This is a genomic window from Cellulomonas sp. KH9 (assembly GCF_900114185.1).
Taxonomy (GTDB): Bacteria; Actinomycetota; Actinomycetes; order Actinomycetales; family Cellulomonadaceae; genus Cellulomonas.
On sequence record NZ_FOSE01000004.1, the window covers coordinates 162,560 to 187,728 of the forward strand.

27 protein-coding genes are annotated in these 25,169 nt (G+C 76.6%); 12 read left to right on the forward strand and 15 right to left on the reverse strand.

The window, feature by feature from the left end; genetic code table 11:
* Positions 1 to 17: 17 nt before the first annotated feature.
* Positions 18 to 1,319, reverse strand: a complete 1,302-nt coding sequence (locus BMZ16_RS13570; RefSeq protein WP_089801390.1) for a sugar ABC transporter substrate-binding protein — start codon at positions 1,317 to 1,319, stop codon at positions 18 to 20.
* A gap of 264 nt (positions 1,320 to 1,583) precedes the next feature.
* Here BMZ16_RS13570 and BMZ16_RS13575 point away from each other — a divergent pair, with 264 nt between their 5' ends.
* From BMZ16_RS13575 to rlmC, 4 genes are all read left to right on the forward strand, one after another.
* A complete protein-coding gene (locus BMZ16_RS13575; protein WP_089801392.1) occupies positions 1,584 to 2,603 on the forward strand; it encodes a LacI family DNA-binding transcriptional regulator in 1,020 nt (339 codons plus the stop codon).
* A gap of 121 nt (positions 2,604 to 2,724) precedes the next feature.
* The gene (locus tag BMZ16_RS13580) at positions 2,725 to 3,096 is read left to right on the forward strand and encodes an ArsR/SmtB family transcription factor (protein ID WP_089801394.1); all 372 of its coding nucleotides are present in this window, start codon (positions 2,725 to 2,727) and stop codon (positions 3,094 to 3,096) included.
* A 61-nt stretch (positions 3,097 to 3,157) separates the two neighbouring features.
* On the forward strand, positions 3,158 to 3,646 hold the full coding sequence (locus tag BMZ16_RS13585) for an SRPBCC family protein (protein ID WP_089801396.1): 489 nt from the start codon (positions 3,158 to 3,160) through the stop codon (positions 3,644 to 3,646).
* An 18-nt stretch (positions 3,647 to 3,664) separates the two neighbouring features.
* Complete coding sequence (gene rlmC / locus BMZ16_RS13590) at positions 3,665 to 4,789, forward strand: 23S rRNA (uracil(747)-C(5))-methyltransferase RlmC (RefSeq protein WP_089801397.1); 1,125 nt, start codon at positions 3,665 to 3,667, stop codon at positions 4,787 to 4,789.
* A 52-nt stretch (positions 4,790 to 4,841) separates the two neighbouring features.
* Here the strand turns inward: rlmC and BMZ16_RS13595 are convergent, their stop codons facing one another.
* Entirely contained in the window at positions 4,842 to 5,876 is a 1,035-nt protein-coding gene (locus BMZ16_RS13595; protein WP_089801399.1) for an LLM class flavin-dependent oxidoreductase, read from the reverse strand.
* A gap of 76 nt (positions 5,877 to 5,952) precedes the next feature.
* On the opposite strand from BMZ16_RS13595, the gene BMZ16_RS13600 reads away from it, so the two are divergent.
* A complete protein-coding gene (locus tag BMZ16_RS13600) occupies positions 5,953 to 6,735 on the forward strand; it encodes an alpha/beta fold hydrolase (RefSeq protein WP_089801401.1) in 783 nt (260 codons plus the stop codon).
* Positions 6,736 to 6,778: 43 nt separating this feature from the next.
* On the forward strand, positions 6,779 to 7,207 hold the full coding sequence (locus tag BMZ16_RS13605; protein ID WP_089801403.1) for a DUF5684 domain-containing protein: 429 nt from the start codon (positions 6,779 to 6,781) through the stop codon (positions 7,205 to 7,207).
* A gap of 62 nt (positions 7,208 to 7,269) precedes the next feature.
* Here BMZ16_RS13605 and BMZ16_RS13610 read toward each other — a convergent pair whose 3' ends face one another.
* Positions 7,270 to 8,682, reverse strand: a complete 1,413-nt coding sequence (locus tag BMZ16_RS13610) for an NYN domain-containing protein (protein WP_089801405.1) — start codon at positions 8,680 to 8,682, stop codon at positions 7,270 to 7,272.
* 79 nt (positions 8,683 to 8,761) lie between these two features.
* Here BMZ16_RS13610 and BMZ16_RS13615 point away from each other — a divergent pair, with 79 nt between their 5' ends.
* Together BMZ16_RS13615 and BMZ16_RS13620 are read left to right on the forward strand one after the other, a co-directional pair.
* Complete coding sequence (locus tag BMZ16_RS13615) at positions 8,762 to 9,028, forward strand: acylphosphatase (RefSeq protein WP_255366661.1); 267 nt, start codon at positions 8,762 to 8,764, stop codon at positions 9,026 to 9,028.
* Positions 9,025 to 10,893: a threonine/serine exporter family protein gene (locus BMZ16_RS13620; protein ID WP_089801409.1), complete on the forward strand. Its 1,869-nt coding sequence runs from the start codon at positions 9,025 to 9,027 to the stop codon at positions 10,891 to 10,893. The genes BMZ16_RS13615 and BMZ16_RS13620 overlap by 4 nt, the downstream gene beginning before the upstream one ends.
* A gap of 76 nt (positions 10,894 to 10,969) precedes the next feature.
* Here BMZ16_RS13620 and BMZ16_RS13625 read toward each other — a convergent pair whose 3' ends face one another.
* From BMZ16_RS13625 to BMZ16_RS13640, 4 genes are read right to left on the reverse strand one after another with little or no spacing between them, the layout of a single operon-like run.
* Positions 10,970 to 11,641: a hypothetical protein gene (locus BMZ16_RS13625; protein WP_143082838.1), complete on the reverse strand. Its 672-nt coding sequence runs from the start codon at positions 11,639 to 11,641 to the stop codon at positions 10,970 to 10,972.
* A gap of 36 nt (positions 11,642 to 11,677) precedes the next feature.
* Entirely contained in the window at positions 11,678 to 12,586 is a 909-nt protein-coding gene (locus BMZ16_RS13630) for an ABC transporter permease (RefSeq protein ID WP_089801413.1), read from the reverse strand.
* The gene (locus BMZ16_RS13635; protein WP_369822642.1) at positions 12,573 to 13,568 is read right to left on the reverse strand and encodes an ABC transporter ATP-binding protein; all 996 of its coding nucleotides are present in this window, start codon (positions 13,566 to 13,568) and stop codon (positions 12,573 to 12,575) included. The genes BMZ16_RS13630 and BMZ16_RS13635 overlap by 14 nt, the downstream gene beginning before the upstream one ends.
* A gap of 53 nt (positions 13,569 to 13,621) precedes the next feature.
* Positions 13,622 to 14,878, reverse strand: coding sequence for a LolA family protein (locus tag BMZ16_RS13640; protein ID WP_089801417.1), 1,257 nt, complete (start codon positions 14,876 to 14,878; stop codon positions 13,622 to 13,624).
* 94 nt (positions 14,879 to 14,972) lie between these two features.
* Between BMZ16_RS13640 and BMZ16_RS13645 the strand changes: the two genes are divergently transcribed.
* The 4 genes from BMZ16_RS13645 (at position 14,973) to BMZ16_RS13660 (ending at position 18,716) form a co-directional block, all read left to right on the forward strand.
* Entirely contained in the window at positions 14,973 to 15,629 is a 657-nt protein-coding gene (locus BMZ16_RS13645) for a response regulator transcription factor (RefSeq protein WP_089801419.1), read from the forward strand.
* Positions 15,626 to 17,035 (forward strand): sensor histidine kinase, encoded by a 1,410-nt coding sequence (locus tag BMZ16_RS13650; RefSeq protein ID WP_089801421.1) that lies wholly within the window; start codon positions 15,626 to 15,628, stop codon positions 17,033 to 17,035. Before BMZ16_RS13645 ends, BMZ16_RS13650 begins: the two co-directional genes overlap by 4 nt.
* Before the next feature lie 98 nt (positions 17,036 to 17,133).
* A complete protein-coding gene (locus tag BMZ16_RS13655) occupies positions 17,134 to 17,937 on the forward strand; it encodes an alpha/beta fold hydrolase (RefSeq protein WP_089801423.1) in 804 nt (267 codons plus the stop codon).
* Complete coding sequence (locus BMZ16_RS13660; protein ID WP_255366662.1) at positions 17,934 to 18,716, forward strand: esterase/lipase family protein; 783 nt, start codon at positions 17,934 to 17,936, stop codon at positions 18,714 to 18,716. Before BMZ16_RS13655 ends, BMZ16_RS13660 begins: the two co-directional genes overlap by 4 nt.
* A gap of 56 nt (positions 18,717 to 18,772) precedes the next feature.
* On the opposite strand, the gene BMZ16_RS13665 is transcribed toward BMZ16_RS13660, so the two are convergent.
* The 8 genes from BMZ16_RS13665 to BMZ16_RS13700 all read right to left on the reverse strand — a co-directional run bounded on the left by BMZ16_RS13665 (position 18,773) and on the right by BMZ16_RS13700 (position 25,162).
* Positions 18,773 to 20,299 carry a DHA2 family efflux MFS transporter permease subunit gene (locus BMZ16_RS13665; protein ID WP_369822604.1) on the reverse strand — a complete coding sequence of 509 codons (1,527 nt, stop codon included), beginning with the start codon at positions 20,297 to 20,299 and terminating at the stop codon, positions 18,773 to 18,775.
* Between the two features lie 225 nt (positions 20,300 to 20,524).
* On the reverse strand, positions 20,525 to 21,259 hold the full coding sequence (gene mtnN / locus BMZ16_RS13670) for a 5'-methylthioadenosine/S-adenosylhomocysteine nucleosidase (RefSeq protein WP_089802093.1): 735 nt from the start codon (positions 21,257 to 21,259) through the stop codon (positions 20,525 to 20,527).
* Positions 21,256 to 21,708: an S-ribosylhomocysteine lyase gene (locus BMZ16_RS13675; RefSeq protein ID WP_089801425.1), complete on the reverse strand. Its 453-nt coding sequence runs from the start codon at positions 21,706 to 21,708 to the stop codon at positions 21,256 to 21,258. The genes mtnN and BMZ16_RS13675 overlap by 4 nt, the downstream gene beginning before the upstream one ends.
* Positions 21,709 to 21,782: 74 nt before the next feature.
* Positions 21,783 to 22,667 carry an NAD(P)H-hydrate dehydratase gene (locus BMZ16_RS13680; protein WP_089801428.1) on the reverse strand — a complete coding sequence of 295 codons (885 nt, stop codon included), beginning with the start codon at positions 22,665 to 22,667 and terminating at the stop codon, positions 21,783 to 21,785.
* Positions 22,660 to 23,406, reverse strand: a complete 747-nt coding sequence (locus BMZ16_RS13685) for a histidine phosphatase family protein (RefSeq protein ID WP_089801430.1) — start codon at positions 23,404 to 23,406, stop codon at positions 22,660 to 22,662. The genes BMZ16_RS13680 and BMZ16_RS13685 overlap by 8 nt, the downstream gene beginning before the upstream one ends.
* A complete protein-coding gene (locus BMZ16_RS13690) occupies positions 23,403 to 23,642 on the reverse strand; it encodes a hypothetical protein (protein ID WP_089801432.1) in 240 nt (79 codons plus the stop codon). The genes BMZ16_RS13685 and BMZ16_RS13690 overlap by 4 nt, the downstream gene beginning before the upstream one ends.
* 78 nt (positions 23,643 to 23,720) lie before the next feature.
* Positions 23,721 to 24,647 (reverse strand): DNA-3-methyladenine glycosylase family protein, encoded by a 927-nt coding sequence (locus tag BMZ16_RS13695; RefSeq protein ID WP_255366664.1) that lies wholly within the window; start codon positions 24,645 to 24,647, stop codon positions 23,721 to 23,723.
* A 128-nt stretch (positions 24,648 to 24,775) separates the two neighbouring features.
* Positions 24,776 to 25,162 carry a VOC family protein gene (locus BMZ16_RS13700; RefSeq protein WP_089801434.1) on the reverse strand — a complete coding sequence of 129 codons (387 nt, stop codon included), beginning with the start codon at positions 25,160 to 25,162 and terminating at the stop codon, positions 24,776 to 24,778.
* Between the last annotated feature and the right edge of the window lie 7 nt (positions 25,163 to 25,169).

Consider the following 25,169-nt stretch of genomic DNA (forward strand, 5'->3'; position numbering starts at 1 on the left):
CGGCGGGGCGGGTGGGCTCAGTCGAGCAGCGGGCCGAGCGCGGCGATCGCGTCCTCGGCGGCCTGCTGGGGCGACTTCTGACCGCCGATGGCGGCGCTCCAGGCCTGCCCGACGGTCAGCTGGACGTCGGCGACGGCCTCCGGCGGGATGACGGCGGCGGGGTAGTTGGCCCCGAACCGCGTGATCGTCTGCGCGAACGGGTCGAGCAGCGTGTTGCCCGTGACGACCTCGGACTCGCCGGCGTCGGCGCGCGACGGCAGGGAGCCGACGATCTCGGCCGGCAGGAGCTGGCCGTCGGCGTCGAGGTAGGTGGACGTCAGGTACTCCCACGCGAGCTCGGGGTCGTCGCTGAACGCGCCGATGCCCTGGCCCTCGCCGCCGAGGTAGACCCCGCCGGTCGCGGACAGCGGCAGCGGGACGACGCCGTACTCGAAGTCGGCGTCGGACGCCGCGGTGCCCATCTGCCAGTTGCCGTTGGCCGCGAAGGCGGTCCGGCCGGCGGCGAACTGCTGGAAGGGGACCGTCTGGTCCCAGGTGACGGCCTCCTGCGAGAGCCACCCGTTCTCCACCCACGAGCGCACGCGGGCGAGGCCGGCGGCGAGCGCGTCGGCCTGCGGGTCGTCGTAGGTGAACCCCTCGGACGTGATCCAGGGGTAGGCCTGCCACTCACCCTGCGACTGGGGGAGACCCGAGAGCGTGATGCCCGCGTACCCGGCGTCCTTGGCGGCGGCCATCGCGGTCTCGAGCTCGTCCATCGTCGTGGGCGGCTCGACGCCGATCTCGGCGAGGATGTCCGCGTTGTACCAGAGGCCCAGGAGGTTGACGTAGCCCTGCACCGCGTACGTCGTGCCGTCGATCGTGTGCACGACGGACTCGGACACCTGGTCGGCGTCGGCGAAGTCGGCCCAGTGCTCGTCGAGGGGGGCGAGCGCCCCGCCCAGGGCGAGGGTGGCCGCCTCCGCGCCGTTGAAGACGACGACGTCGGGGCCGGTCTTCGCGCCCGCGGCCGCGATGAGCTTGGAGTTGAGCTGGTCGTAGGGCACGAACACGTTCTCGACGGTGACGCCGTCCTGCTCGCCCTCGAACTTCTCGGCGAACTCGTCCATGAGCCGGACCTGGTTGTCGTCGGAGAAGTAGTGCCAGACGGTGACGGTCCGGTCGCCGCCGGCGGGTGCGGCCGGGTCGGCCCCGCCGCCGTCGGCGCTGGTGCCGCCGCTGCACGCGGCCAGCAAGAGGCTGCCCGCGGCAGCCAGCGAGATGAGCGCCGACCGGTTCCGGCGGCGAGGAGTGGGCCGTGCGTCGTTGCCGTTGATGTCCATCAACCGGGCTCCTGTGTCTCGGGACGGGCCCGGTCCGGCAGAGGTTCCACCGGGGACTCGTCGCTGGGTCTGGACAAGGTCACCCGTCGTCGCGTCGCTGCGGCGGGTGCGGTGCGAGCACCGTCGGCCGAAAACTGCCGAAACCCTTTTCGGGACGGTAGCAGCGGGCGGATGGTGAGGTCAACCTGCCCGATGTGGTGACGTTTTCGGGCATGATTGACCCGACGGCACCCGGACGGGGGCGTCACGGAACGGAGGTCGACGATGGCGACGAGCGACGCGAGGACGCGTCCGGTCACGCTGCGCGACGTCGCGCAGCTCGCCGGCGTGTCGGTGGCCACCGCGTCCAAGGCCCTCAACGGCAAGGCCGACGTCCACCCGGACACGCGGCGGCGCGTGCAGGAGGTCGCCGACCGCCTCGCGTTCACCCCCAACTCGCTCGCCCGCGCCATCACCGCCGGCCGCACCGGCACCGTCGGCCTGCTGACGCACGACCTCGAGGGGCGGTTCAGCCTGCCGATCCTCATGGGGGCCGAGGACGCGTTCGGTGCCGGGAGCACGTCGGTCTTCCTGTGCGACGCCCGCGAGGACGCGATCCGCGAGCAGCACCACCTGCGCGCCCTGCTGGGCCGGCGCGTCGACGGGCTCATCGTCGTCGGGTCGCGGACGGACCCCCGGGCCTCGCTCGGTCCCGACGTCCCGGTGCCGGTGGTGTACGCCTACGCGCCGTCCGACGACCCGGACGACGCGTCGGTCGTGCCGGACAACGTCTCGGCCGGGCGGCTGGCCGCCGAGCACCTGCTGACGCTGGGTCGCCGGCGCATCGCGCACGTCTCCGGCGACCCGACCTACGCCGCCGCGCAGGACCGCGCCACGGGCGTGGGTCAGGCGCTCGCCGCCGCGGGGCTCGAGCAGGTCGGGCCGGTGCGCTTCGGCTCGTGGAGCGAGGCGTGGGGGCGGGCCGGGGTGAGCGCCGCCCTCGACGCGGACCCGGCGATCGACGCGGTCGTGTGCGGCTCGGACATGATCGCCCGGGGTGTCCTCGATGCGCTGCGGGAGCGGGGGGTGCGCGTCCCGCAGGACGTCGCGGTCATCGGGTTCGACAACTGGGAGCCGATGATCGCCGGCTCGCGCCCCGCCCTGACCAGCGTCGACATGAACTTCGAGACGATGGGCCGGCGCGCGGCCACCCGGTTGTTCGCCCGGATCGCCGGGGCGTCGGAGCAGGGCGTCGAGACGATCGCCCCGCGGGTCGTCGTGCGGGCCTCCACCGCCAGCGGCTGAGTCGTCGGCCGCCGGGGGGTGGTGCGGGCGCAGGCCGGTCGCCCCGCTGGGCGGGGGCCGGCCCTACCCGGGCGTCGCACCCCCTTGTGCACGCGTGGGGCGGTGCGTAACGTACAACCATGTGGTTGTAGATCAGCGAACCGACGAGGACCGGGCGGCCGACCGGCTGTTCCGGGCGCTGGCCGACACGACACGGCGCGACATCCTGCGCCGCGTCCTCGTGGAGCCCGCGTCCGTCTCCGGCCTCGCCGCACGCTACGAGATGAGCTTCGCGGCCGTGCAGAAGCACGTCACCGTGCTGGCCGACGCGCACCTCGTGGTCAAGGAGCGCCGCGGGCGCGAGCAGATGGTCCGCGGCGACGTCGGGACCGTCCGGCAGGCGGCCGCGCTGCTCGAGCAGCTCGAGGAGCTGTGGCGGGCGCGCGTGGACCGCATGTCCGCCGTGCTCGCGGATCTCGACCCGGGGCCCCGCCCCGACCCCGGCCGGCCGTAGTCGCGGCCGGCACCCACCTCGCGGCCCCGGTCACCGGGCACGCGCGCACCGGAGGTCCGTCATGACCGTGCTGAGCACCACGCCCGACACCGCCGACCTGACGCTCGTCGTCGTCGCCGACCTGGCGGCCACGCCCGAGCGCGCGTGGAGCCTGTGGGCCGAGCCGCGCACCCTGGAGCGGTGGTGGGGACCGCCGACGTGGCCGGCCACCTTCGACGAGCACGACCTGCGGCCGGGCGGGGGCGCGAAGTACCACATGACCGGGCCCGACGGCACCGCCGCGCACGGGTGGTGGAGCTTCCTGGCGGTCGACGAGCCGACCCGGATCGAGCTGGAGGACGGGTTCGCCGACGAGCACGGCGTGCCGGCCGCGGGGATGCCGACGACCCGCATGGTGGTCGAGCTGGAGCCGGGCGGCACCGGCACGATCATGACCATCACCTCGCACTTCGCGTCCCAGGAGGCGCTCGAGCAGGTGCTCGCCATGGGCATGGCCGAGGGCATGCGCGAGGCCGTCGGGCAGATCGACGCGATCCTCGCCGCGGGCTGACCCCCGTACCCTGGTGCCGTGCGCTGCGGGTACTTCGACGCGGGGGTGTGCCGCTCGTGCACGCTCCTGGCGGAGCCGTACCCCCAGCAGGTCGACGAGCAGCAGCGCCACGTGCGCGCGGTGCTGGGGGACCCGGCCGGCGTGACGTGGCTGCCGACCGTCACCAGCGCCGAGGCGGGCTTCCGCAACAAGGCCAAGATGGTCGTCGGGGGCACGGTCGACGCACCGACCCTCGGCATCCTCGACGGCCACGGGCACGGCGTCGACCTGCAGGGCTGCCCCCTGTACCCGCCCACGGTCGGTGCGGCGCTCGCGCCGCTCGCGGCCTTCGTGACCCGCGCGCGGCTCACGCCGTACGACGTGCCGTCACGCAGCGGCGAGCTCAAGCACGTCATCGTCACGGGCTCGCCCGACGGCGAGCTCATGGTGCGGTTCGTCCTGCGCAGCACCGAGGCGCTCGCCCGGATCCGCAAGCACCTGCCCGGCCTGCAGGCCGACCTGCCGCACCTTGTCGTCGCGTCGGTCAACGTGCAGCCGGCGCACGCGGCGGTCCTCGAGGGGGACCGGGAGATCCTGCTCACGGAGCGCGAGACGCTGCGGATGCGGGTCAACGGGCTGGACCTGCACCTGCGGCCGCGCAGCTTCTTCCAGACCAACACCGAGGTCGCCGCGGCGCTGTACCGGCAGGCCGTGGCCTGGGCGGACGAGGCGGAGGTCACGTCGGCCTGGGACCTCTACTGCGGCGTCGGCGGGTTCGCCCTGCACCTCGCCCGCCCCGGGCGTGACGTCGTGGGCGTGGAGAGCAGCGCCGAGGCCGTCGCGAGCGCCGAGCAGACCGCCCGCGACGCCGGCCTGCCCGGCACCCGCTTCCTGGCCGGCGACGCGACCGCCTTCGCCCTGACGGCGCCGGACGTCCCCGACCTGGTGGTCGTGAACCCGCCGCGGCGCGGCCTGGGGGAGCCGCTGAGCCGCTGGCTGGAGGCCAGCGGGGTGCCGCGGGTCCTGTACTCGTCGTGCCACGCCGGTTCGCTGGCCCGTGACCTCGCGCACATGCCCTCGCTGCGGCTGGTGCGCGCGCAGGTGCTCGACATGTTCCCCCACACCACGCACCACGAGGTCCTCACGCTGCTCGAGCGCACCTGACCCCGCGGGCAGGGCGGGCGTCGTGGGTGACGGGCGCCGGGCCGGCGGGCCGTCAGGCCAGGGCGTCGGCGAGCAGGCGCAGCGTCTGCTCCCGGGCGGGGGACGCGTCCGGGGGCGTCCCGCGGGTGGCGCCGACGACGGGCTGGACCATGATCTCGTCCGTGCCGACCCGCTGCGCGAGCTCCCGCAGCTCCGCGGCCGCGCTCGCCGGGTCGCCGACCACCCACGCCGACGTCATGGCGGCCAGCCCGGCGTCGGCCTCCGGCGGCAGCGGCGTGGCCTCGGCGTCCTCGACGAGCTCCTGCGGCTCCGGGGTCGTCCCCGCGCGCAGCCGCCACATGCTGCGCACGTGCGGCAGGGCCAGGCGGTGCGCCTCGTCCGACGTCGCCGCGACCGCGACGTTGGCCACCGCGATGGTGCGCGGCTCGGGCAGCGCCTCCGACGGCACGAACGTCTCGCGGTACAGCGCGACCGCCTCGTCCGTGCCGCGCCCGGCGAAGTGGTGCGCGAAGACGTACGGCAGCCCGCGGCGCCCGGCCAGCTGCGCGGAGTACGACGACGACCCGAGGAGCCACAGCTGCGGGGCGGAGACCGCGCGCGGCGTGGCCCGCAGCGGGTACGTCGACGAGCCCACCCGCACGTCCACGCCCTCGGGTCGCACCAGGCCCGCGAGGGCGGCCACGTCGGCGTCGAACGTGTCCACCCCGTCGCCCGTGGCGCCGCGGCGCAGCAGGTGGCCCGTCACGGGGTCGGCGCCCGGCGCGCGGCCGATGCCCACGTCGATGCGGCCCGGGTACGCGGCCTCCAGCAGCGCGACCTGCTCGGCCACCACCAGCGGGGAGTGGTTGGGCAGCATGACGCCCCCGGACCCGACCCGGACCCGGGACGTCGCCGCCGCCACCAGGGCCATCAGCACCGGGGGGTTCGTCGCCGCGACACCCGGCATGTTGTGGTGCTCCGCCACCCAGTAGCGCCGCGCCCCGATCTCGTCCGCGACCCGCGCGAGCGCGAGCGACGCGGCCAGGGCGTCGGCGGTGGTCTGGTCGGAGCGGACGGGCACGAGGTCGAGCACGGAGATCGCAGTCACCCCTGGGGCAACCGCCGGTGTCGGCACGTCATTCCGGGCGGACGCGTGCCGCCGTCGCCGGGCCTAGGGTCGGGGCGTGGACGAGACGGTCGCGGTGCGGTGCCCGGCCCCCGGGCGGCAGGTGGGGCCGCTGTGGGTGGTCACGCGCGGCTCGGGCCCGCCGCTGGTGCTGCTGCACGGCAACGGCGAGGACCACCACGTGTTCGACCGGATGCTCCCGACCCTGGGCGCCGGGCGCACGCTCGTGGGCGTCGACTCGCGCGCGCACGGCCGCAGCCCGCGGGGGACGGGGCCGCTCAGCATCGCGCGGATGGCCGACGACGTCGCCGAGGTGCTCGACCTGCTGGGGCTGCGGCAGCCCGACGTGCTGGGGTTCTCCGACGGCGGCAACGTCGCCCTCGAGCTGGCGGTGCGTCGACCCGACCGGGTGCGGCGCCTCGTCGTCGTGGGCGCCAACCTGTTCCCCGCGGGACTGACCGTCCGCGTGCAGGCGCGGGTCCGTGCCCTGCACGCGGTGGTGGGCGCGCTCGCACGCGTCCTGCCGGGCCTGCGCGCGCCCGCGGAGCGGATGGCGCTGATGGCCTGCGAGCCGCGCCTGGACCCCGCCCTGCTCGCGCGGGTCACGGCGCCGACGCTGGTGGTCGTGGGGGAGCGGGACGTCGTCGACCACGCGCACACGGGGCTCCTGGTGCGGTCCCTGCCCGACGCCCGGCTCGAGGTCGTCCCCCGCGCCGGGCACATGCTGCCGCGGGACCGGCCCGACCTGCTCGCCAGCCTGACGGTCGGGTTCCTGGCCACCGGACCGACGGTTGGGCCGTCCGGAGGATCTGGTCCGGCTCCCGCGCACGATCACGGGTGAAAACGGGACACAGCGGGCTCACAGGGGCGCTAGCCTTCGCGCCATGTCCACATTCCTCACCGTCCCGCTCACCGACGCCGAGGCGGCTGCCGCCGCAGGTGGCGTCGTCGTCGCGCTGATCCTCGGCCTCGTCGGCTACGTCATCGGCTGCCTCGGCCTCATGGGCGTCTTCACGAAGGCGGGTCAGCCGGGCTGGGCGGCCTTCGTCCCGATCTACAACACGATCGTGCTGCTCCAGGTCGTGGGCCGTCCCCTGTGGTGGTTCCTGCTGCTCCTCGTCCCGGGCGTCAACCTGGTCGCGATGATCATCATCATGAACGACCTGTCGAAGTCGTTCGGCCACGACGCCGGCTTCACCGTCGGCCTCGTGCTGCTGACCGTCGTGTTCACCTGGATCCTGTGGCTCGGCTCGAGCACCTACCGCGGCCCCGCCGCCGCCGCCGCGTCGCCGCAGCGCCCCGCCTACGCCTGACACCCCACCCACCCCACCGGCCCGGTCGCCCACGTGGCGACCGGGCCGGTCCGCGTCCGGGGTCAGGCGGTGACCAGACCGCCGCCCACCCAGGCGCGGATGGCCGCCGCGTCGCCGTTGGTCAGCTCCATGCGGGCACCGCGGCACAGCCCGATCACGTTGTCCGCCCACGCCCGGGCCACCTTCTCCGCACCCGGGTCACCGTCCAGGGAGAGCCCCGAGTACAGGACGCCCGAGATCACGAAGTTGACCGTCGAGCGGCCGACCTTGGTGCCCGACTGCTGGCACGACTCGTGGACGCGGCGCGACGTGGCGACGCGGTCGAAGGGGTGGGCCGCGACGTCGGACGCGAGGGTCTTGAGCAGCACCCGGTACTGGGCCTGGCTCAGACCCGGGGTGTCCGTGACCGCGATGACCTGACGCTGCAGCTCGTTGGGGGCCGTGTCGGCGACCGCACCCGGCAGGTCGGCCTCGCCGAAGCGCTGCGGGTCCCACACGTGCCCCGGGGGGCGCGTCGACACGTCGAGGTCCGGCACCGCGCGCGCCAGCCACGCGGTGAAGTTGCCCGCGCCGGCCCACTGCGTCGTCGCGAGTGCCGGGTCGGCGGTCTGCGCCACCTGGGCGGCCGCGCCCAGCGGCAACGGTGCGTCGGCGGTGCGCACCGCGCGTCGCACGGCCCGCCGGGCCCGCGCCTCGCCCTCGTCCATGACCCGCTCGGCGACCCGCGCCCTGGCCGGGGTGCGTGCCGGTGCGGCGGCGGGCGCCGGCTCGTCGGGCGTCTCCTTGGCGGCCGACCTGCCGGATCCGCGGGACCCGCCACGGCCCGCGGCGGGCGGCGTCGCGGCCGCCGCGACCGGGTCGGCGGCCGGCTCGACCGCCGCCGGCTCGGGGGGCGTCGGCACCACGGCCGGCTCCGCGTCGAGCGTGGACGCGGTCTGGGTGACGAGGTCGGCGAGCGCGTCCGCGCCGATGACCGTGTCCGCGACGGAGCGGTACGCGGACGCGGCGGGCGACGCGGTGATGATCGTGACACGGCGGTCGTCGGCCCGGCAGCGCTGCGCGAGCGGTGTGAAGTCCGCGTCGGCGGACACGATGACGAACTCGTCGTACCGCGTGGTCGCCGCCAGCGCGTCGACCGCGTCGAGGACCAGGTTGATGTCGGCGCTGGACTTGCCCTGCTGCGTGAGCGACGGGCAGTCCACCACCTGGAAGCCGGCGCGCGTGAAGTTGGGACGGAAGCGGGAGTACACGGACGGGTTGAGGTAGCACGCGCGCACCAGGAAGCGGCGCGTCAGGTCCCCGTCGACGTCGGAGCCCTGGCTCAGCTCGGACAGCCAGTGGGCGGGGTCGGTGGCGAACGCCTCCGCCGCCTGCGGGTCCAGCCGTGCCAGGCCGATGTACACGTTGTCGAAGTCGACGAACAGCGCCGAGCGCAGCCGCCGGGGCGGGTCCGGGTTGATGGTCACGACCCCCATCCTGCCGTCCTTCCCGCCGTGCCCGCCCCCCGGTGCCTCGGTAGCCTGCCCACAGGGCCGGCGCGGAGCGGAGGACCGGGTGCACAGACGGGTCGTCGTTCGCGGTGTGGTGCAGGGGGTCGGCTTCCGCTGGTCGTGCGCGCAGGAGGCCGCCCGGCTCGGCGTCGCGGGCTGGGTGCGCAACCGCTCGGACGGGGCCGTGGAGACCGCGGTCGAGGGCGCGCCGGAGCAGGTCGACGCCATGCTGGCGTTCCTGGCGCGCGGCCCGCGGCACGCACACGTCACCGGCGTCGAGGTCCACGACGCACCGTCCCAGGGGCTGACGACGTTCGAGGTCGAGCCGTGACGGTGCTGCCGACGTCCCTCGTGGCTGTCGGTCCGGAGCCGTGGGACGCCGTCGACCCGGTCCTGCCCGTCGAGCCGCAGGAGACGGCCCCACCGGCACCGGAGCCGGTGGTCACCGCACCGGAGCCGACGCCCACCCCCACCCCGGCGAGGGCCACGGCCCCGCCCGTCGAGGCCACGCCCGAGGCGACCCCGGGCGGGGGCGTCGCGCCGGTGCCGACCGCCGAGCCGACGACCGCCCCCACCGCTCCCGCACCGGTCGTCACGACCGTGCCGACGACCGAGCCCGCCGTCCAGGTCCCGGCGTTCTCCTCACGCCCCGCCGTCGCGGAGTCGAACGTGCCGTGGGTGGTGGTGGCGGTGGCCGCGGTCGTGCTCCTGGCGGCGGCTGCCGGCCTCTGGTGGTGGTGGCGCAGGGCCGTCGCCGGGCGTCGTGCGGGTGGCGGTGCGTCCCCCGGCAGCACGGGGGACGGCGCGGTGGGCGCCCGCGAGGGCGGTGACGGTCCCACCGCGACGACGACGCCGCTGCCGCCGGTCGGTGACGACACCGCCGCGACCCTCGTCCTCCCGACGGGTGAGGGCTCCCCGGACCCGGGCACCCCCGAGCCGGAGGCGCTCTCGGCGCGCGCGGACGCCACCGTGCTGCTGCTCGTGCGGCTCGGCGAGGCGATGATCGACGCCGGATCGCCCATCGTGCAGGTGAACTCCACGCTCCAGCGGGTGGCCACCGTCAACGGGCTGCCCGACGCGGCCGTGGTCACGTTCCCCACGGCCCTCATCGTCTCCGTGCCGCAGCACGACACCGTGCAGACGGCCGTGTCGACGGCCGGCAGCCGCGCGCTGCGCCTCGACCAGGTCTCCGACGTGCTGGACCTGGCCAACGCCGCCTCGCGCGGTGACGTGCGCCCGCGCGCGGCGCTGGAGCAGCTGCAGACGATCGTGGCCTCGGACCCGGCGACGTCGACCGTGCGCCGCGCGGCGGGCTACGTGGCCGTCGCCGCCGGCCTGTCCATGGTGCTCGGCGGCGGGTGGCTCGACATCCTCGTGGCGGCCGTGCTCGGGGGCGTGGTCGCCCTGCTGACCGCGGTGACCCGGCGGGTGCCCCCGGTGTACCAGGGCCTGGTCGTGGCGGTGTGCGCGTTCGTCGTGGCCGTGCCCGTGCTGCTGCTGGTGCGCACCGGCTGGTCCGTGGGGCTGCTGGCCCCGCTGGTGGCCCCGCTGGTGACGTTCCTGCCGGGGGCGCTGCTCACCACGGGGGTCATCGACCTCGCCACGCGGCAGATGATCGCGGGGTCGTCGCGGCTCGCGGCGGGCGTCATGCAGCTGGTCCTGCTGGCACTGGGGATCACGGCCGCCGCCGGGCTGGTCGGCGTGCCCGCGGCGGACGTCGGCAGCTCAGGGTCCGACCACTCCCTGGGCTGGGTCGCGAGCTGGCTCGGCGTGCTGGTCTACGCGGTGGGCGTGGCCACCAACAACGAGGCGCACCGCGAGTCGCTGCCCTGGATCACGTTGGTCCTGGTGGTGGCGTACGCGGGTCAGGTGCTGGGCGGCGTGCTGTTCGGGGCGGTCGTGTCGTCGTTCGTCGGGGCCCTGGCGATGACGCCGGTCGCGATGCTCGCGGCCGCCCGCCGCGGGGGACCGCCGTTCCTCGTGACGTTCCTGCCCGGGTTCTGGCTGCTGGTGCCCGGTGCGCTCGGCCTGGTCGGCGTGACCTCGGCACTGGGGCACTCGACCGACCGGGCGATCACGACCGTCGTCACCACGGGCGTGTCCATGGTCGCCATCAGCCTGGGCGTGCTCGCCGGCCTCGCGCTCGGCGCGGGCGTGCAGCGCCGGCTCGCCCCGGACGCGCCCCGGATCGTCTGAGCGCACCTCCGGCTCGCACCGCCCGCCCCGCACGCACCGCCCGCCCCGCGCCGTCCGGTCCACCCGTCCGACCCGGCTACTCCGACCGGCGCACGACCGCGGCGGCGCGCGCCGCCAGCAGGCCACCCACGCCGGTGCGCCCGGCCCGCAGCCGCGTGAACGCCTCGGCGCCCGGGCCGCCGGGCACGCGGCGCGGCAGCGAGTCGACGGCCACCAGCCACTGCGGCCACCCGAGCAGGCGGCACACCGCCATCAGCCGCTCCGACTCCGACTCGGACTCACCGAGCTCCTCGGCCAGCAGCGCCGTGAGGTCGTCGGCGGCCTCCGCGTGGCGGGTGAGCGTCGCCAGGCCGCGGACCCCCTCGAGGCCCTCCGTGCCGTAGGCCTCGTCGTCGTGCGGGTACGCCACGTGGGCGTCGGAGACGTAGTCGGTCACCGGTACCGCCCCCGCGGACGCCCACAGGCGCAGCAGGCGGTCCCCCTGCACGAGCACGGCGACCGCCGCCGTGCCCAGGTCCTGCGCCACGACCGCGGCCAGGTCCCCGACCCGGCGCCGGTGCGCGGCGACGTGACCGCGTGGGTGCTCCGGCACGGCCACGACCCAGCCGTCCTCGTGCGGACCCACCCAGCCGGAGAACCGCTCCCGTGCCAGTGCCGCCAGCGCGTCGGACCGCTCCGCCCGCACCAGCAGCGCGGCGTAGGTCAGCCCCTCCGGCCCGGCGACCGGCTCCGTCCCGTACACGCTCACGCCCCGAGTCTGGCACCGAGGCCCCCCGGCGGCCGGTCAGGACGTGACGTCGGCGGTGGTGAACCGGGCCCACGCCAGCGTGCCGAACACGACGACCCAGCCCGCCTGCACGGCCAGCCCCTGCGCCAGCACGTCCACCGAGGGGACGATGCGCAGCATCTCCGCGAAGTCGAACCAGTGGTGCGTCAGCAGCGCCGGGTGGATGACCGCGACCTGCGGCAGCTGGTCCAGGACGCTCGAGACCACGGCCACCACCACGGTGGCCGCCATCGCGCCCACCGGCACCTCCGTGAGGGTGGAGAAGAACAGCCCCACGGCCACGAGCCCGGTCATCGACAGCCCGACGTACGCCACCACCCCGGCGACCCGCAGCACGCCGTCCCCGAGCGGGACGGTGTCGCCGGACAGCAGCGTGAGGTCGCCCACCCCGAAGAGCACGGCGCCGGCCACCAGCCCCACGACGGCGATCGCCAGCACCGCCGCCGCGGCGAACGTGAGCGCGCCGAGCGCCTTGACGGCGAGGAGCCGCCCGCGCGCGACGGGCACCACAAGCAGGTAGCGCAGCGTGCCGGCGGACGCCTCGCCGGCGATCGCGTCGCCCGACGCGATGCCGATGGTCAGCGGCAGCAGGAACGGCGTGCACAGGAACAGCGACGCCACGACGAGGAACAGCCCGTTGCCCGTGACGCTGGCGACGAACGGCGGCCCCTGGCCGGCCAGGCCCGCGTCCTGCGCCAGGCGCAGCACGACGCCCAGCAGCAGCGGGACGAACGCCAGGCCGACGAGCAGCACCACGTTGCGCCGCCGGCGCAGCACCAGGCGGAGCTCGGAGCGCACCAGGCGACCCGCCGCCCCGGGGTACCGGGCGGGCGCGTCGGGTGCGGCGTCGGGCCGGCCGGCGGGCACGGGTCGCGGCTCGGCCGCAGCGGTCTCACCGGGCGACATCGAAGCCCTCCCCGGTCAGCTCGACGAACACCTGTTCCAGCGAGGGTCGGCGCACGTCGAAGGCGAGCAGGCCGACGCCGGCGCGCACCAGCGCGGCCGCGACGTCCTGCGGCGCGGGTCGGTCGCGACCGTCGTCGGCCGCGTCCGAGGCGACGACCGTGACGCCGCCGTCCACGACGCCCTGCTCGACCGTGACGTCGGCCAGCCCGAGGCGGCGCAGCTCGACGACGGCCGCGTCGACGTCCGCCGGTGCGGTGCGGACCATCACGTGCGCGGCTCGCCGTGCGGTGAGGTCGGCGCGCGGACCCTGCAGCAGCAGCCGCCCGCCGCCCATGATCCCGACGTGCGTGCAGACCTGCTCGATCTCCGCGAGCAGGTGCGAGGACACCAGCACGGTCGTCCCGGCGTCGGCCAGCTCGCGCACCAGGTGCCGCACCTCCCGCGTGCCCTGCGGGTCCAGGCCGTTGGTCGGCTCGTCGAGCACCAGCAGGTCCCGGGGGCGCAGCAGCGCGGCGGCGAGCCCGAGGCGCTGCTTCATGCCCAGCGAGTACTGCCGGTAGCGCTTGTCGGCCGCGGCGCCCAGGCCCACGCGGTCCAGCGCGGCGTCCGACCGGGCGCGGGCGGTGCGCGGGTCCGTCGACGCGTCGACGGCGTCCAGCCGCGCGAGGTTGGCCCGCCCCGAGAGGTACGGCTGGAACGCCGGGCCCTCGACGAGCGCGCCCACCCGCGGCAGCACGCGCCCGGCCTCCCGGGGCATCGGTGACCCCAGCAGGTGCACCTCGCCCGCGGTGGGGGCCACCAGGCCCAGCAGCATGCGGATCGTCGTGGTCTTGCCCGACCCGTTGGGGCCCAGGAACCCGTAGACCGCCCCCCGTGGCACGTGCAGGTCGACACGGTCGACGGCCACCTGACCGGTGCGGAACCGCTTGGTCAGACCGTGCGTGCGGATCGCGTCGTCGCCCACCGCACCAGCCTGCGGCACGGCGGGCGCCGACGCGGGGGCGGCCGCCGTGGCGGTCGCCCCCGCGGGCGTCGTCACGCGTCCGCCGCCGCGCGCAGCGCGTCCACCGGCACGGCCCCGACCAGCACGCGGCCGTCGTCGAGGACCAGCACCGACAGCAGCGTCGAGGTCAGCGCCCGGCCGCCCTCGACGGGCGTGGTCAGCTGGTCGTACAGCGCTCCGGCGTCCAGCTCGACCCCGGGGCCGTCGCCCTCGGGCATGAAGTCCTCGGCGAGCGCCTGCGCGCCCTCGCCGCCGATCGGGCCGTGCGCCCGCGGGTCGTCGCCGAGGGCGGACGGGTCGCCCGTCAGCAGCGCCGCGACGTCGACGTCGGTGAACTCGACGACCGTGTCCCAGCCGCTGCCGCTGACGGTCACGCCCTCGGGTGCCGTCATCGCCCCCGGGTCCGCCGGCAGGCCCTGCGCCGCGTCCGCGGCCGCGGCGTGCGCCGCGGCGTCCGGCAGCGGGACGGTCACCTCGCGGACCTCGGCCCCGGGGGGCGCGGAGAACGTCAGGACCGCCTCGCCCGGGTCGGCGAACGTCACGTCGGTGAACCCGACCTCGAGCGCCGGCGTCGCGGCGTCGTCGTTGCTCCACACCTGCACCCGCAGCGGGGTCCACGTCGCGGCGTCCACGGCGACGACGACCCGCCCCACGAGGGTGGTGGTGCTGCGCGGCGTCACGACCACCTGGTAGGCGTCACGGCCCGCGACGGTCGTGACGGCGTCCACGCCGACCGTCGCGTCCTTCTCGGCCCGCGCGAGCGCCTCGCGGCCCAGCTCGTCGGGGCTGGGCAGGTCGGCCGGCGGGGTCGCGGTGGCGGCCAGATCCTGCGCCCGTGCGGCGTCCTGCGGCGAGAGCGCGTAGTGCACGACCTCGTCGTCGGACGACGAGTACGTCCACGCCTGCGTGGCGTCGGTCACGACCGAGTACTCCGAGGCGGTGCCCAGCAGCGACACGCGCGAGCGCGACTCGCCGTCGGTCCACACGCGCAGCGTGGTCGAGCCGCTGAGCAGGCTGACGGGGTCGGCGCCCGTCGCCTGCGTCAGCGACAGCTCCGGCAGGCCCAGGCGGGCCGTGTGCACCACCGTGCCGGACAGGGCCTGCGGCTCGGCGGCCGCGACCCGGTCCAGCAGCTCGGCCGCCGAGACCTCGGGCAGGCCCGCGGAGTCGGCCGACGCGAGCAGCGGGGGTGCGGCGAACGCCGCCGCGACGGCCACGACCGCGGTGACGGGCACGGCCCACGCGGCGCGGAGCCGCGGGCGGGCGGGGGAGGCGGGTGCGGTGTCCATGTCCCCACCCTGCGCCCCCCGGCCTGAGCGGACGCTGAGGACGCCGCCGCGGCGGGCGCCCCGGGCGGGCACCGGCGGGTGGGATGCTGCCGGGGTGCGGGTGCTGGTGGTCGACGACGAGGTGGGGCTCGTGCGCGCCCTGCGCCGGGGTCTGACGGCCGAGGGCTTCGCCGTCGACGCCGCCCACGACGGCGCGACGGGTCTGTCGATGGCGGTCGACGGCGCGTACGACGTGCTGGTGGTCGACGTGATGCTGCCGCGGCGCAACGGCTACGACCTGGTCACGGCGCTGCGCGCGCAGGACGTGTGGACGCCCGTCCTCATGCTCTCGGCCAAGGACGGTGAGCACGACGTGGCGGACGGGCTCGACGTCGGCGCCGACGACTACCTCACCAAGCCGTTCTCGTTCGTCGTGCTCGTCGCCCGGCTGCGGGCGCTGGTGCGCCGTCCGGTCGCGCCGCGCCCCGCGGTGCTGCGGGCCGGCGCGCTGACGCTCGACCCCGCGTCGCGCGAGGTCACGCGGGACGGCCGCCCGGTCGCGCTCACCGTGCGGGAGACGGCCCTGCTGGAGTACCTCCTGCGGCACGCCGACCGCGTCGTCGGCAAGATCGAGCTGCTCGACCACGTCTTCGACACCGGCGGCGAGGACCCGAACGTCGTCGAGGTGTACGTCGGCTACCTGCGCCGCAAGCTGGGCCGCGACGCGGTCACCACGGTGCGCGGCGCCGGGTACCGGGTGGGTGGGGCGTGACCGGGCCCGCGGCGGGCACGCCGCCCACCGGGCCGGGCGGCCCACGCCGGCGTGCCCTGTCGTTGCGGGCCCGCCTCACGCTCGTCGCCACCCTCGCCGTCGCGGTGGTCCTGGTCGCCGGTGCCCTCGCGCTCTCGGCGGCGCTCGGCACCGCGCGGACCGCCGCCCTGGACGACGTCGTCCGCGAGCGCTCGCAGACGCTGGCCGCGCTGGTGGCGGACGACCGCGTGCCCGAGGCGCTGCCCGTCCAGCAGCCCGGCGAGGTGGCACAGCTGCTCGACGCGTCGGGGCGCGTCCTGGCGACGTCCGCGACCGCCTCCCGCACGCTGCCGGTGGTCGACCCCGCGACCCTCGCCGCGTGGCGCGACCGCGCGGGCGACGACGTGCTCGTGGTGGGCGCGCACGCCGGTGCCTACGACGAGGTCGCGCGAGCGGCGGTACAGGCGGTGACCTGGCGGGGGGAGCCCGCCACGCTGGTCACGACCGTCCCGGCGACCGACGTCCAGGGTGTGCTGCGCGCCCTGCGCGTCGCGCTCCTGCTGGTGGTGCCGGTGCTGACCGTCGGGTTCGCGGTGGTGCTGTGGACCGTGCTGGGGCGCGCCCTGGCACCCGTCGAGCAGCTGCGCGCCGCGGCCGACCGGGTCGCGCTCGCGGGTGGGCCCGGCGCCCTGCCCGTCCCGCCCGTCGACGACGAGCTCGCGGCGCTCGCGCGCACGCTCAACTCGATGCTGGACCGGCTCGAGGTGGCCGCCGCGCGGCAGCGCACCTTCGTCGCGGACGCCGCGCACGAGCTGCGCTCACCGGTCACGGCGGCACGGGCGGCGGTCGAGGTCGCCGCCGCGCACCCCGGCGCGTACCCGGTGGACGACCTCGTCGCGGACCTGGCCCCGCAGGTCGCCCGGATGCAGACGCTCGTGGACGACCTGCTGGTGCTGGCGCGCGTGGGCGCGTCGGACGCCCCGCGTGCGCCCGTCGACCTGGTGGCCGTGGCGGCGGACGTCGCGGCGGGCCTCGCGCCCGCGGCGCGGGAGCGGGACGTCCGGGTGGCCGTGCACGGGGTGGGCACCGCGACCGCCACCGTCGACGGGGCCACGCGCGTGGTGCGCAACCTCGTCGCGAACGCCGTGCGGCACGCCCGCAGCACGGTCGCGGTCACGGTCGAGCCCGGCCCCGGGGTCGTCCGCCTCCTGGTCGACGACGACGGCACGGGCATCCCGCCGGCCGATCGCGAGCGGGTGTTCGAGCGGTTCGTGCGGCTCGACGAGGCACGTGAGCGTGACGTGGGCGGTGCGGGCCTCGGCCTGGCGATCGCCCGCGAGGTCGCCCGCGACCTGGGCGGCGACGTGCGGGTGGCGGACGCCCCGGGGGCGGGCACACGGACGGTCCTGGAGCTCCCCGCGGGCTGACCCGTCGTGGGTCCCGCTGCCCTGACCTGCGCGGTCGGTCGGCGCGTGCGACGATCCCGGAGCGCGTCCGCACCGGGCGTCGGACGACGGGAGGACGCATGCCGCTGGCGGTCGGCCGGGCCCACGCACCCACGGCCACGACGTCCCGGGTCGACCGGGTGCGGATCGACGGGCTCCCGCTGCGTACCCGCACGCTGCGCGACGCGATGGTGGACGAGCTGCCGGAGCGCGAGCGCCTCGACGTCGTGCTCGTGCACGGGCTGGGGGCCTCGTCGGCGACCCTCCACCCGCTCGCGCGGCGGCTGGCTCTCGCCGGGACCGTGCACCTGCTCGACCTGCCGGGGTTCGGGCGCGTCCCGCGGCCCCGCACCGACGTCGGTGTGGCGGACCTGGCCCGGCTCGTCACGCGCTGGGCCGGGCGCACCGGGATCGAGGGCGCCACCTGGGTCGGGCACTCCATGGGAGCGCAGGTCGTGGTCGAGGCCGTCGCCACGACGCCCGCCGTGGCGTCCCACGCGGTGCTCGTCGGCCCCACCGTCGACGACGACGCCCGCACCGCCGCCCAGCAGCTGGTGCGTCTGGCGGCCGGTGCGGTCTTCGAGCCGGTGCGGGCGCAGGCGCTGCTGGCGCGCACCTACGCCGAGTGCGGACCCCGCTGGTACCTCGCGGTGCTGCGGCACATGCTGGAGCACCCCGTCGCCGAGCGGGTCCGGCAGGTCGACGCGCCCGTGCTCGTCGTGCGGGGCGAGCACGACAGGGTCGCGCCGCCCGGGTGGGCGGCGCGACTCGCGTCGGCGGCGCGGCGCGGCACGCACGTGACCGTCCCCGGGGCGTCGCACGCCGCGATGTACGCCCGCCCCGACGAGGTGGCCGACCTCGTGCTGGAGCACGTCGCGCGATGACGGGCGGGTCGGCCGCGAGGACGGTGCCGGGGCCGCCCACCGGGCCGCGGGCGGCCGGGCGGGCGGCCGCGGAGGTGCGCCACCGGCTGCGCCAGGGCGCGGCCTGGGCGCGGGACTACGCGTGGATCGTCCGGGCGCAGGCGCGGGCCGTCCTCGCCGCGCCGCTGCCCGGCTCCCTGGCGGGCGGCGACCGCATGCCCGTCGTGCTGCTGCCCGGCATCTACGAGACGTGGCCGGTGATGACGCCGCTGGCACGGGCCCTGCACGCCGCGGGGCACCCCGTGCACACCGTGCCGGCGCTCGGGCTCAACCTGCGGCCGCTGGAGATGTCCACACCGCTCGTGGTGGAGCGCCTGGAGGCCCTGGGGCTCGGCCGCGTCGTGCTCGTGGCGCACTCCAAGGGCGGGCTGATCGGCAAGATGGTGCTCGCCGACGAGGACGCCGGGCCGCGGGTCGCGGGCCTGGTCGCCGTGAACACCCCGTTCGCCGGCTCGGTGTACGCCCGCTGGTTCCCGGCGCGCCCGGTGCGGGCGCTGTCCCCGTTCGACCCCGACCTGCTCGCCCTGGCGCGGGACGTCGCCGCGCACGCGCGGATCTGGTCGGTCTACGCGCGCTTCGACCCCCACGTGCCGGGGGGCAGCGAGCTCGCGGGCGCGGTCAACGTCCGCCTGCCGCTCGACGGGCACTTCCGCCCGCTCGACGACCCGCGCCTGCACGCCGCCGTGCTCGAGGCGGTCACGCACCTCGCCGACGCCACCGGGGGCCCGGGCGGCGCCTGACCGGGTGCGCCCCGCACCCGGGTCGCGTCCGCGCCCGCCGCAACCCGCCGGGGGTGTCAGTGGTGACCGGCGACGGCGGCGCCGGCCGGTGCCGAGCGCACGGCGAGCGCACCCGCGATCGCGGGCAGCGTCAGCACCGCACCCACGAGGAAGGCCGCGTGCACGCCCTCCGCCGTCGCGACGAGCGTCGACGCGCCGGCGGCCGCCCGGTCCGTCGCCACCGCCGACAGGACCGTGACGAACACGGCGGTGCCGGCCGCGCCCGCGACCTGCTGCACGGTGCCGATGATCGCGCTGCCGTGGGAGTAGCGGTCGGCGCTGACCGACCCGAGCGCGGAGGTGAACAGCGGCGTGAACACCAGCGCCAGCCCCGCGGACATCGTCAGGTGCGCCGCGACCAGCAGCCAGGGCTGCGTCTGCTCGCCGAGCAGCAGCGCCATGCCCCACGTGGCCGTGCTGACCAGCACGGTGCCCGGCACCAGCAGGGGACGCGCGCCGACCCGGTCGTACGCGCGCCCGACCAGCGGTGCGAGCAGCCCCATGAGCAGCCCACCGGGCAGCAGCATGAGGCCGGTGCGCAGGGTGTCGAGGCCGAGCACGTCCTGCGCGTAGATGGGCAGCATGATGATGACGCCGAACAGGGCCATCATCATGATCGCCATCAGCCCGACCGACACGGCGAACGTGCGGGAGCGGAACACCCGCAGGTCCAGCAGGGCGTCGTCGGTGCGCTGCAGCCGCAGCTGGCGTGCGACGAACAGGGTGAGCCCCACGGCCCCGGCGACCAGGGCGGCCCCGGTCGCGGGCTGCAGGCCGCCGGCGACGACCTCGCCGACCCGCGACATGCCCAGCACGAGGCCGCCGAACGCGACGGCCGACAGGGCCACGGAGACCACGTCGACCCGCGCGTGGCGCGGCTGCGTGACGTTCGGCAGCCGCAGCGCGCCCAGGGCCAGTGCGGCGAGGGCGACGGGCAGCACGACCCCGAACATCCACCGCCAGTCCAGCACCGACAGGATCAGGCCGGAGAGGGTCGGGCCGACGGCGGGGGCGACGGAGATGACGATCGAGATGTTGCCCATCGTGCGTCCGCGGGAGGCCGGCGGGGTCACGGTCATGACGGTCGTCATGAGCAGCGGCAGCATCACCGCGGTGCCGGTGGCCTGGACGACGCGCCCCGCCAGCAGCACCTCGAACCCGGGGGAGAGCGCGCACACCAGCGTGCCGACGGAGAACAGCCCCATCGCGGTGAGGAACGCCGCCCGGGTCGTGGTGCGCTGCAGGAAGAACCCGGTCACGGGGATGACCACGGCCATCGTCAGCAGGAACCCGGTCGTCAGCCACTGCGCGGTGGCCGCGGTGATGCCGAGGTCGTCCATGAGCCGCGGCAGCGCGACGCCCATGATCGTCTCGTTGAGGATGACGACGAACGTGGAGACCAGCAGCAGCGTGACCGCGAGCCTGTCGCGCGGCGACATCGCGACGGGGACGCCGGCGCCGCCCGCGGGCGCGGCGGTCGTCGCCCCCGCGACGGCGGCGGGCGGAGCGGGCGGCGCGGCGGGTGGAGCGGTCCTGTCGGTCACGAGGTCGCCTGTCGGTTCGGGCCCGTGCGGGGCGCGGCGGTGGACGGACGGCCGCCGGGCGCAGCAGCCGTGCCCGGGCAGTCTGAGGTGCCAACCGCGCACCGGTCGACGACATTCCGGGGCAGACCTACCGACTCGTGGCACGCCCCGGAGTCGTCGGGCGCGGCCGCACGACGAGGGTCGGCCGCGACCCCGGCCGCCGGCCGGGGACGCGGCCTCCGCCGGTCAGCCCGCGACGAGCGCCGCGTCCAGCAGACCGAGCACCACGACGGCGGACCGCTCGGCCGCGTCGTCGACGTGGGCGTCGAAGTCGACCCCGGCGATGGGACCGCACAGGTCGGAGATGCCGCGGACGGACAGGAACGGCACCCCCGTGAGGTGCGCCGTGTGGGCGAGGGCCGTGGACTCCATGTCGCACGCCAGCGCGTCGGGGAAGGCGTGGCGCAGCGGGACGACGCGCTCGGCGTCCACGAACACGTCGCTCGACAGGATGGTGCCGGTGCGGACCGTCAGGCCGTCCGCGGGGACACCGGCGGCCGCGGCGAGCAGTCCCGGGTCCGCGTCGAAACGCTCCGGCATGCCGGGCACCTGCCCCAGCGCGTAGCCGAACACGCGGGCGTCGGCCGCCCCGTAGACGGTCGTGGCGCCGACCACGACGTCGCCGACGCGCACGTCGAGGCCCATGCCCCCGGCCGAGCCCGCGCTGAGCAGGATGCGCGCACCCGACCCGTGCAGGGCGAGCGTCGCGGCCGAGGCGGCGTTGACCAGGCCGATGCCGCAGGTCACGAGCATCACCCGCGGACCGCCGAGATCCAGCACGCGTCGCCGCGCGCCCGCGACCTCCACCTCGTCGCCGACCGCGGTCGCCCGCTCGAGGAAGGGGGAGGCCTCCACGCCCATCGCGGTGACGACGACCGCGTCGACGCGCGCGCCGGGCGCGGCCGAGAGGCCGGCGCTCACGCGGTCACCGTGCTCCACGCGTCGCGCTCCGCGAGGAACGCGCGGGCGACGTCCTGCGCGCCGGTCAGGGTGTGGTGCGCGCCCCAGCCGCACTGCACCTCGTTGGCTGCGGGGACCTCGGTCGCGTGCAGCACGTCCTCGAGGGTCGCGGCGACCAGGTCCTGCACCTCCTGGTCCGTCCACCGGCCCTCGAGCATGAGGTAGAAGCCGGTCTGGCAGCCCATGGGGGAGAAGTCGAGGACCCGGTCCGAGTGGTTGCGCGAGTGCTCGGCGAACAGGTGCTCGAGCGAGTGCACGGCGTCCATCTCGAGGTGCGCCACGTTGGGCTGCGTGAACCGCACGTCGAACTTGGACAGGACGTCCCCGTGGGGGAGCTCCTTGAGGTCCGCGAGCCGGATGTACGGCGCGACGACGGTGCGGTGGTCCAGGTTGAACGACTCGACGTTCATGCGCGGTGTGTCCACACCACCAGTGTGCGGCACCGCGGGCGCGCCCGGGCGGCGCGTCCGCGGAGCGGGAGCGCTCAGCGCGAGCGCAGCTCGACGAGCACCCGCGGGAGCTCCGCCAGCAGCTCGCTCGCCAGGTACCCGTGCGGCCCGACGGCCGCGGCCAGCCGGTCACCGGCGACGCCGTGCGCGGCGACCCCGAAGCACGCGGCCTGCGCGGGCGACGCACCGCGCGCGAGCAGCCCGCCCACGGCGCCGGCCAGCACGTCGCCGCTGCCGGACGTGCCCAGACCCGAGTAGCCCGTCGACGAGTGCCAGCGGCGGCCGCGGGGCTCGGCGACGACGCCCGCGCACGCCACGACCACGTCGTACGCGTCCGCGAGACGCGCGGCCACCGGCACGTCGGCGTCGTCGCGACCCTCGTCGGCCGTGTCCGCGTCCTCCCCGAGCAGTCGCCCGGCCTCGGCGGTGTTGGGGGTGAGCACGGTCCGGCCGTGCAGCGCGCCGTGCAGGTCCTGCGCGTCGCGCAGCACGCCCAGCGCGAACGCGTCCAGCACCAGGGACGTCGTGCCAGGGACCGCGGCGACCACGGCACGCAGCAGCGCGAGGGTCCCGTCGGGCTCGTCCAGGCCCGGACCGACGACGACGACGTCGGCGCGCTGCAGCTCGCCGTCGAGCTCGTCGCCCGGGCCGGTGACCGACCCGGTGGGTCCCTCGGGCAGCCCCACGACCCCGGCCTCCGGGACCGCCACGGCCAGCGGCCCGGCCACGGACGCCGCGACGCCCAGCGACAGCCGCCCGGCGCCGACCCGCAGCGCGGCCACGCCGGCGAGCAGCACGGCGCCCGGGGTGGCGCGCGCGCCGCCGAGCACGAGCACGCCGCCGCGCGCGTCCTTGCCGCCCGTCGGCTCGGGCAGGGGGTGCTCCCGCAGCAGGGCGGGGGTCAGCACGAGGTCATCCACCGGTGTCCGCCGTCCCTTCGTGCTCCGTGATCGCCGCGTCCATCTCCGCGAGGTGCTCGACGTCGTCGAACGCCGTCAGCCGCCACACGTCGTCGGCCCGCTCCAGGTGCGTCAGCGACGCGTTGCGCACGCTGCGCTCGCGGATGACGGCCATCAGCTCGTCCTCGGTCAGCTCCTCCAGGACGTACCGCAGGAGCATGACGACCGCGTCGTGCACCACGACGAGGACCCGCCGCCCGGCGTCCCGCGGCTGCAGGTCCCCGAGGGCGGACCGCACGCGCAGCGCGACGTCCGCCCAGGACTCGCCGCCCGGCGGGCGGTGGTACATCTTGCCGAGGTGGCGCCGGCGCTCGGCCTCCTCCGGGTGCAGCTCCTGCACGCCGCGCCACGTGAGGCGGTCGAGCACGCCCAGCTCACGGTCGCGCAGCCGCTCGTCGAGACGGACCGGGAGGTCGAGCCCTGCCGCCTCCATCGCCAGCTCCGCGGTCTGCCGGGCGCGCAGGTACGGCGAGCACCACACGACCTCGGGCCGCTCGTCGGCCGGCACGTCGGCCAGCCACACGCCGAGCGCCCGCGCCTGCTCGCGGCCACGCTCCGACAGCGGTGTGTCGGCGTCGCGCGTCGCCACGTCCACCCGCAGGGCGCCCTCGCGGTCGGCCCGCGTGGCCGCGATGTTGCCGACGCTCTCGCCGTGGCGGACCAGCACGAGGCGGGTGGGCACCGCGACCGGGACCGTCACCGGCCGTCGCGCTCCTCGATCGCGGGCAGGATCGTCGTCGGGATCGCGAAGGCCAGGCCGAACGCGAGGATGCCCGCCGTCACGAGCCACGGCCCGGTGGTCGCGTCACCCTCGAACCCGAGCGTGAGCAGAGCGAACGAGCCGATGAACAGCAGGAGGCACAGCAGCCCGGTCGCCGCGCGCGACGGGGCCTCCGGGGGTGCGTCGGTCGGGCGGGCGGTGTCGTCGTGCGGCATGGCTCCTCCTGCGGTCGGACGCGGTGAACGGCCAGTATCCCCGGGCCGACGCACCGGGGCACGTTCGTCCACGGCGCGTCAGCGCATCGGCAGCGCGCGCGGCGCGCGGGGCCCGTACGCCGGCATCCGCCCCAGGTGGGCGAGCTGCAGCAGGACCAGGACCCGCTGGCGGTGACCCTGCCAGGGGGCAAGCAGGTGCAGCATCCCCGCGTCGTCGACCCGCCGCCCGGTGAGGGCCCAGCCGACCAGGTGCGGCAGGTGGGCGTCGCCCTCCGGCACGGCGTCGGGGTCGCCCAGGGCGCGGGACGTCACCTCCGCCGTCGTCCACGGGCCGATCCCGGGCACCGTCCGCAGGCGTCGCGCGAGCTCGGGCGGGTCGAGGTCGGCCCGCATCGCGTGCGCGACCGCGGCGGCCCGGCGCACGGTGTCGGAGCGCTGCGCGTCGACCCCGGCGCGGCGCCACTCCCACACCGGCAGGGTCCGCCACACGGCAGGCGGCGGCGCCACCCGCAGGCCGGACGGTGCGGGACCGGGTGCCGGCGACCCGTGCCGCGCGACGAGCCGCCGCCACGACGCCTGCGCGTCGATCCCGACGACGCGCTGCTCCAGCACGGCCGTCACGACCGCCGACCACACGTCGCCGCTGCGGGCGAGCCGGAGTCCGGCGTGCGTGCGGTGGGCGCGTGCGACCACCGGGTGCAGGCCGGCGGCGAACCCCGTCGGGTCGTCGAGCAGGCCGAGCAGGGCGGGCGCCTCGGCGAGCAGGGCGGACGCGCCCGGGCCCCAGGCGTCGGCCCGCACACCGCCGGGCACCGGGCACAGCCGCAGGGTCGCCGTCCCCGGGCCGCGCCGCGTCGCGTGCCACACGGCGCCCGGCGTCGTCGCCCACGTCGGGTCGCCCGCCCCGCGCCGCAGCCGCCCGAGCGTGCGGCGCACGTCCAGGCCCGGTGGGCAGGCCACGACGACGTGGGTGTCGCCCGTGGCGAGGCTCGGGCCCGTGGTCACGTCCCCAGGATGCACCCGGGCGGCCGGCTCCCCGGTCGCTCCGGGCACCGCGGGGAGGCCGAGCTGCGGCACCGGGCCGGGGACACCGGCGGCGCCGGACCGCGCCGGCGGCGCTGACGGTGCCGGGATCAGCCCGCCACCGTCAGCGCCGCCAGGACGATCTCGTTGCCGTCGGGGTCCCGGACGTGCGCGTACCGTCCGTCGGCGTCCTGCGTGGTGAGGTGGGCCGGGGCGCCGAGCGCGGCGCAGCGCGCGGTCGTCGCGTCGAGCTCGTCCGGGTCCAGGTAGAGGACGAGGAACGGTCCGGCGCCCGCCTGGCGGCCCACCGGGTCGCCCGGTGCGGCGGGACGCAGCCACAGCCCGGCGTCGGTCAGCCCGCCGGGCCCGACGTGCAGCAGCGGGTAGTCGCCGAACCGGCCCTCGAAGAGCGTGCGGAACCCGAAGGCGTCGCGGTAGAAGGCGGCGGTGGCGGCGAGGTCCGGCGTCACGAGCGCGGCACGTCCGAGCGTGATCATGCCGGCG

What these genes read in the sequence shown, in the direction of transcription:
- BMZ16_RS13570 (WP_089801390.1), bottom strand. Translation starts at nt 1,319, where the DNA reads ATGGACATCAACGGCAACGACGCACGGCCCACTCCTCGCCGCCGGAAC.
- BMZ16_RS13575 (WP_089801392.1), top strand. Translation starts at nt 1,584, where the DNA reads ATGGCGACGAGCGACGCGAGGACGCGTCCGGTCACGCTGCGCGACGTC.
- BMZ16_RS13585 (WP_089801396.1), top strand. Translation starts at nt 3,158, where the DNA reads ATGACCGTGCTGAGCACCACGCCCGACACCGCCGACCTGACGCTCGTC.
- BMZ16_RS13605 (WP_089801403.1), top strand. Translation starts at nt 6,779, where the DNA reads ATGTCCACATTCCTCACCGTCCCGCTCACCGACGCCGAGGCGGCTGCC.
- BMZ16_RS13610 (WP_089801405.1), bottom strand. Translation starts at nt 8,682, where the DNA reads ATGGGGGTCGTGACCATCAACCCGGACCCGCCCCGGCGGCTGCGCTCG.
- BMZ16_RS13630 (WP_089801413.1), bottom strand. Translation starts at nt 12,586, where the DNA reads ATGTCGCCCGGTGAGACCGCTGCGGCCGAGCCGCGACCCGTGCCCGCC.
- BMZ16_RS13640 (WP_089801417.1), bottom strand. Translation starts at nt 14,878, where the DNA reads ATGGACACCGCACCCGCCTCCCCCGCCCGCCCGCGGCTCCGCGCCGCG.
- BMZ16_RS13655 (WP_089801423.1), top strand. Translation starts at nt 17,134, where the DNA reads ATGCCGCTGGCGGTCGGCCGGGCCCACGCACCCACGGCCACGACGTCC.
- BMZ16_RS13660 (WP_255366662.1), top strand. Translation starts at nt 17,934, where the DNA reads ATGACGGGCGGGTCGGCCGCGAGGACGGTGCCGGGGCCGCCCACCGGG.
- BMZ16_RS13675 (WP_089801425.1), bottom strand. Translation starts at nt 21,708, where the DNA reads ATGAACGTCGAGTCGTTCAACCTGGACCACCGCACCGTCGTCGCGCCG.
- BMZ16_RS13690 (WP_089801432.1), bottom strand. Translation starts at nt 23,642, where the DNA reads ATGCCGCACGACGACACCGCCCGCCCGACCGACGCACCCCCGGAGGCC.
- BMZ16_RS13700 (WP_089801434.1), bottom strand. Translation starts at nt 25,162, where the DNA reads ATGATCACGCTCGGACGTGCCGCGCTCGTGACGCCGGACCTCGCCGCC.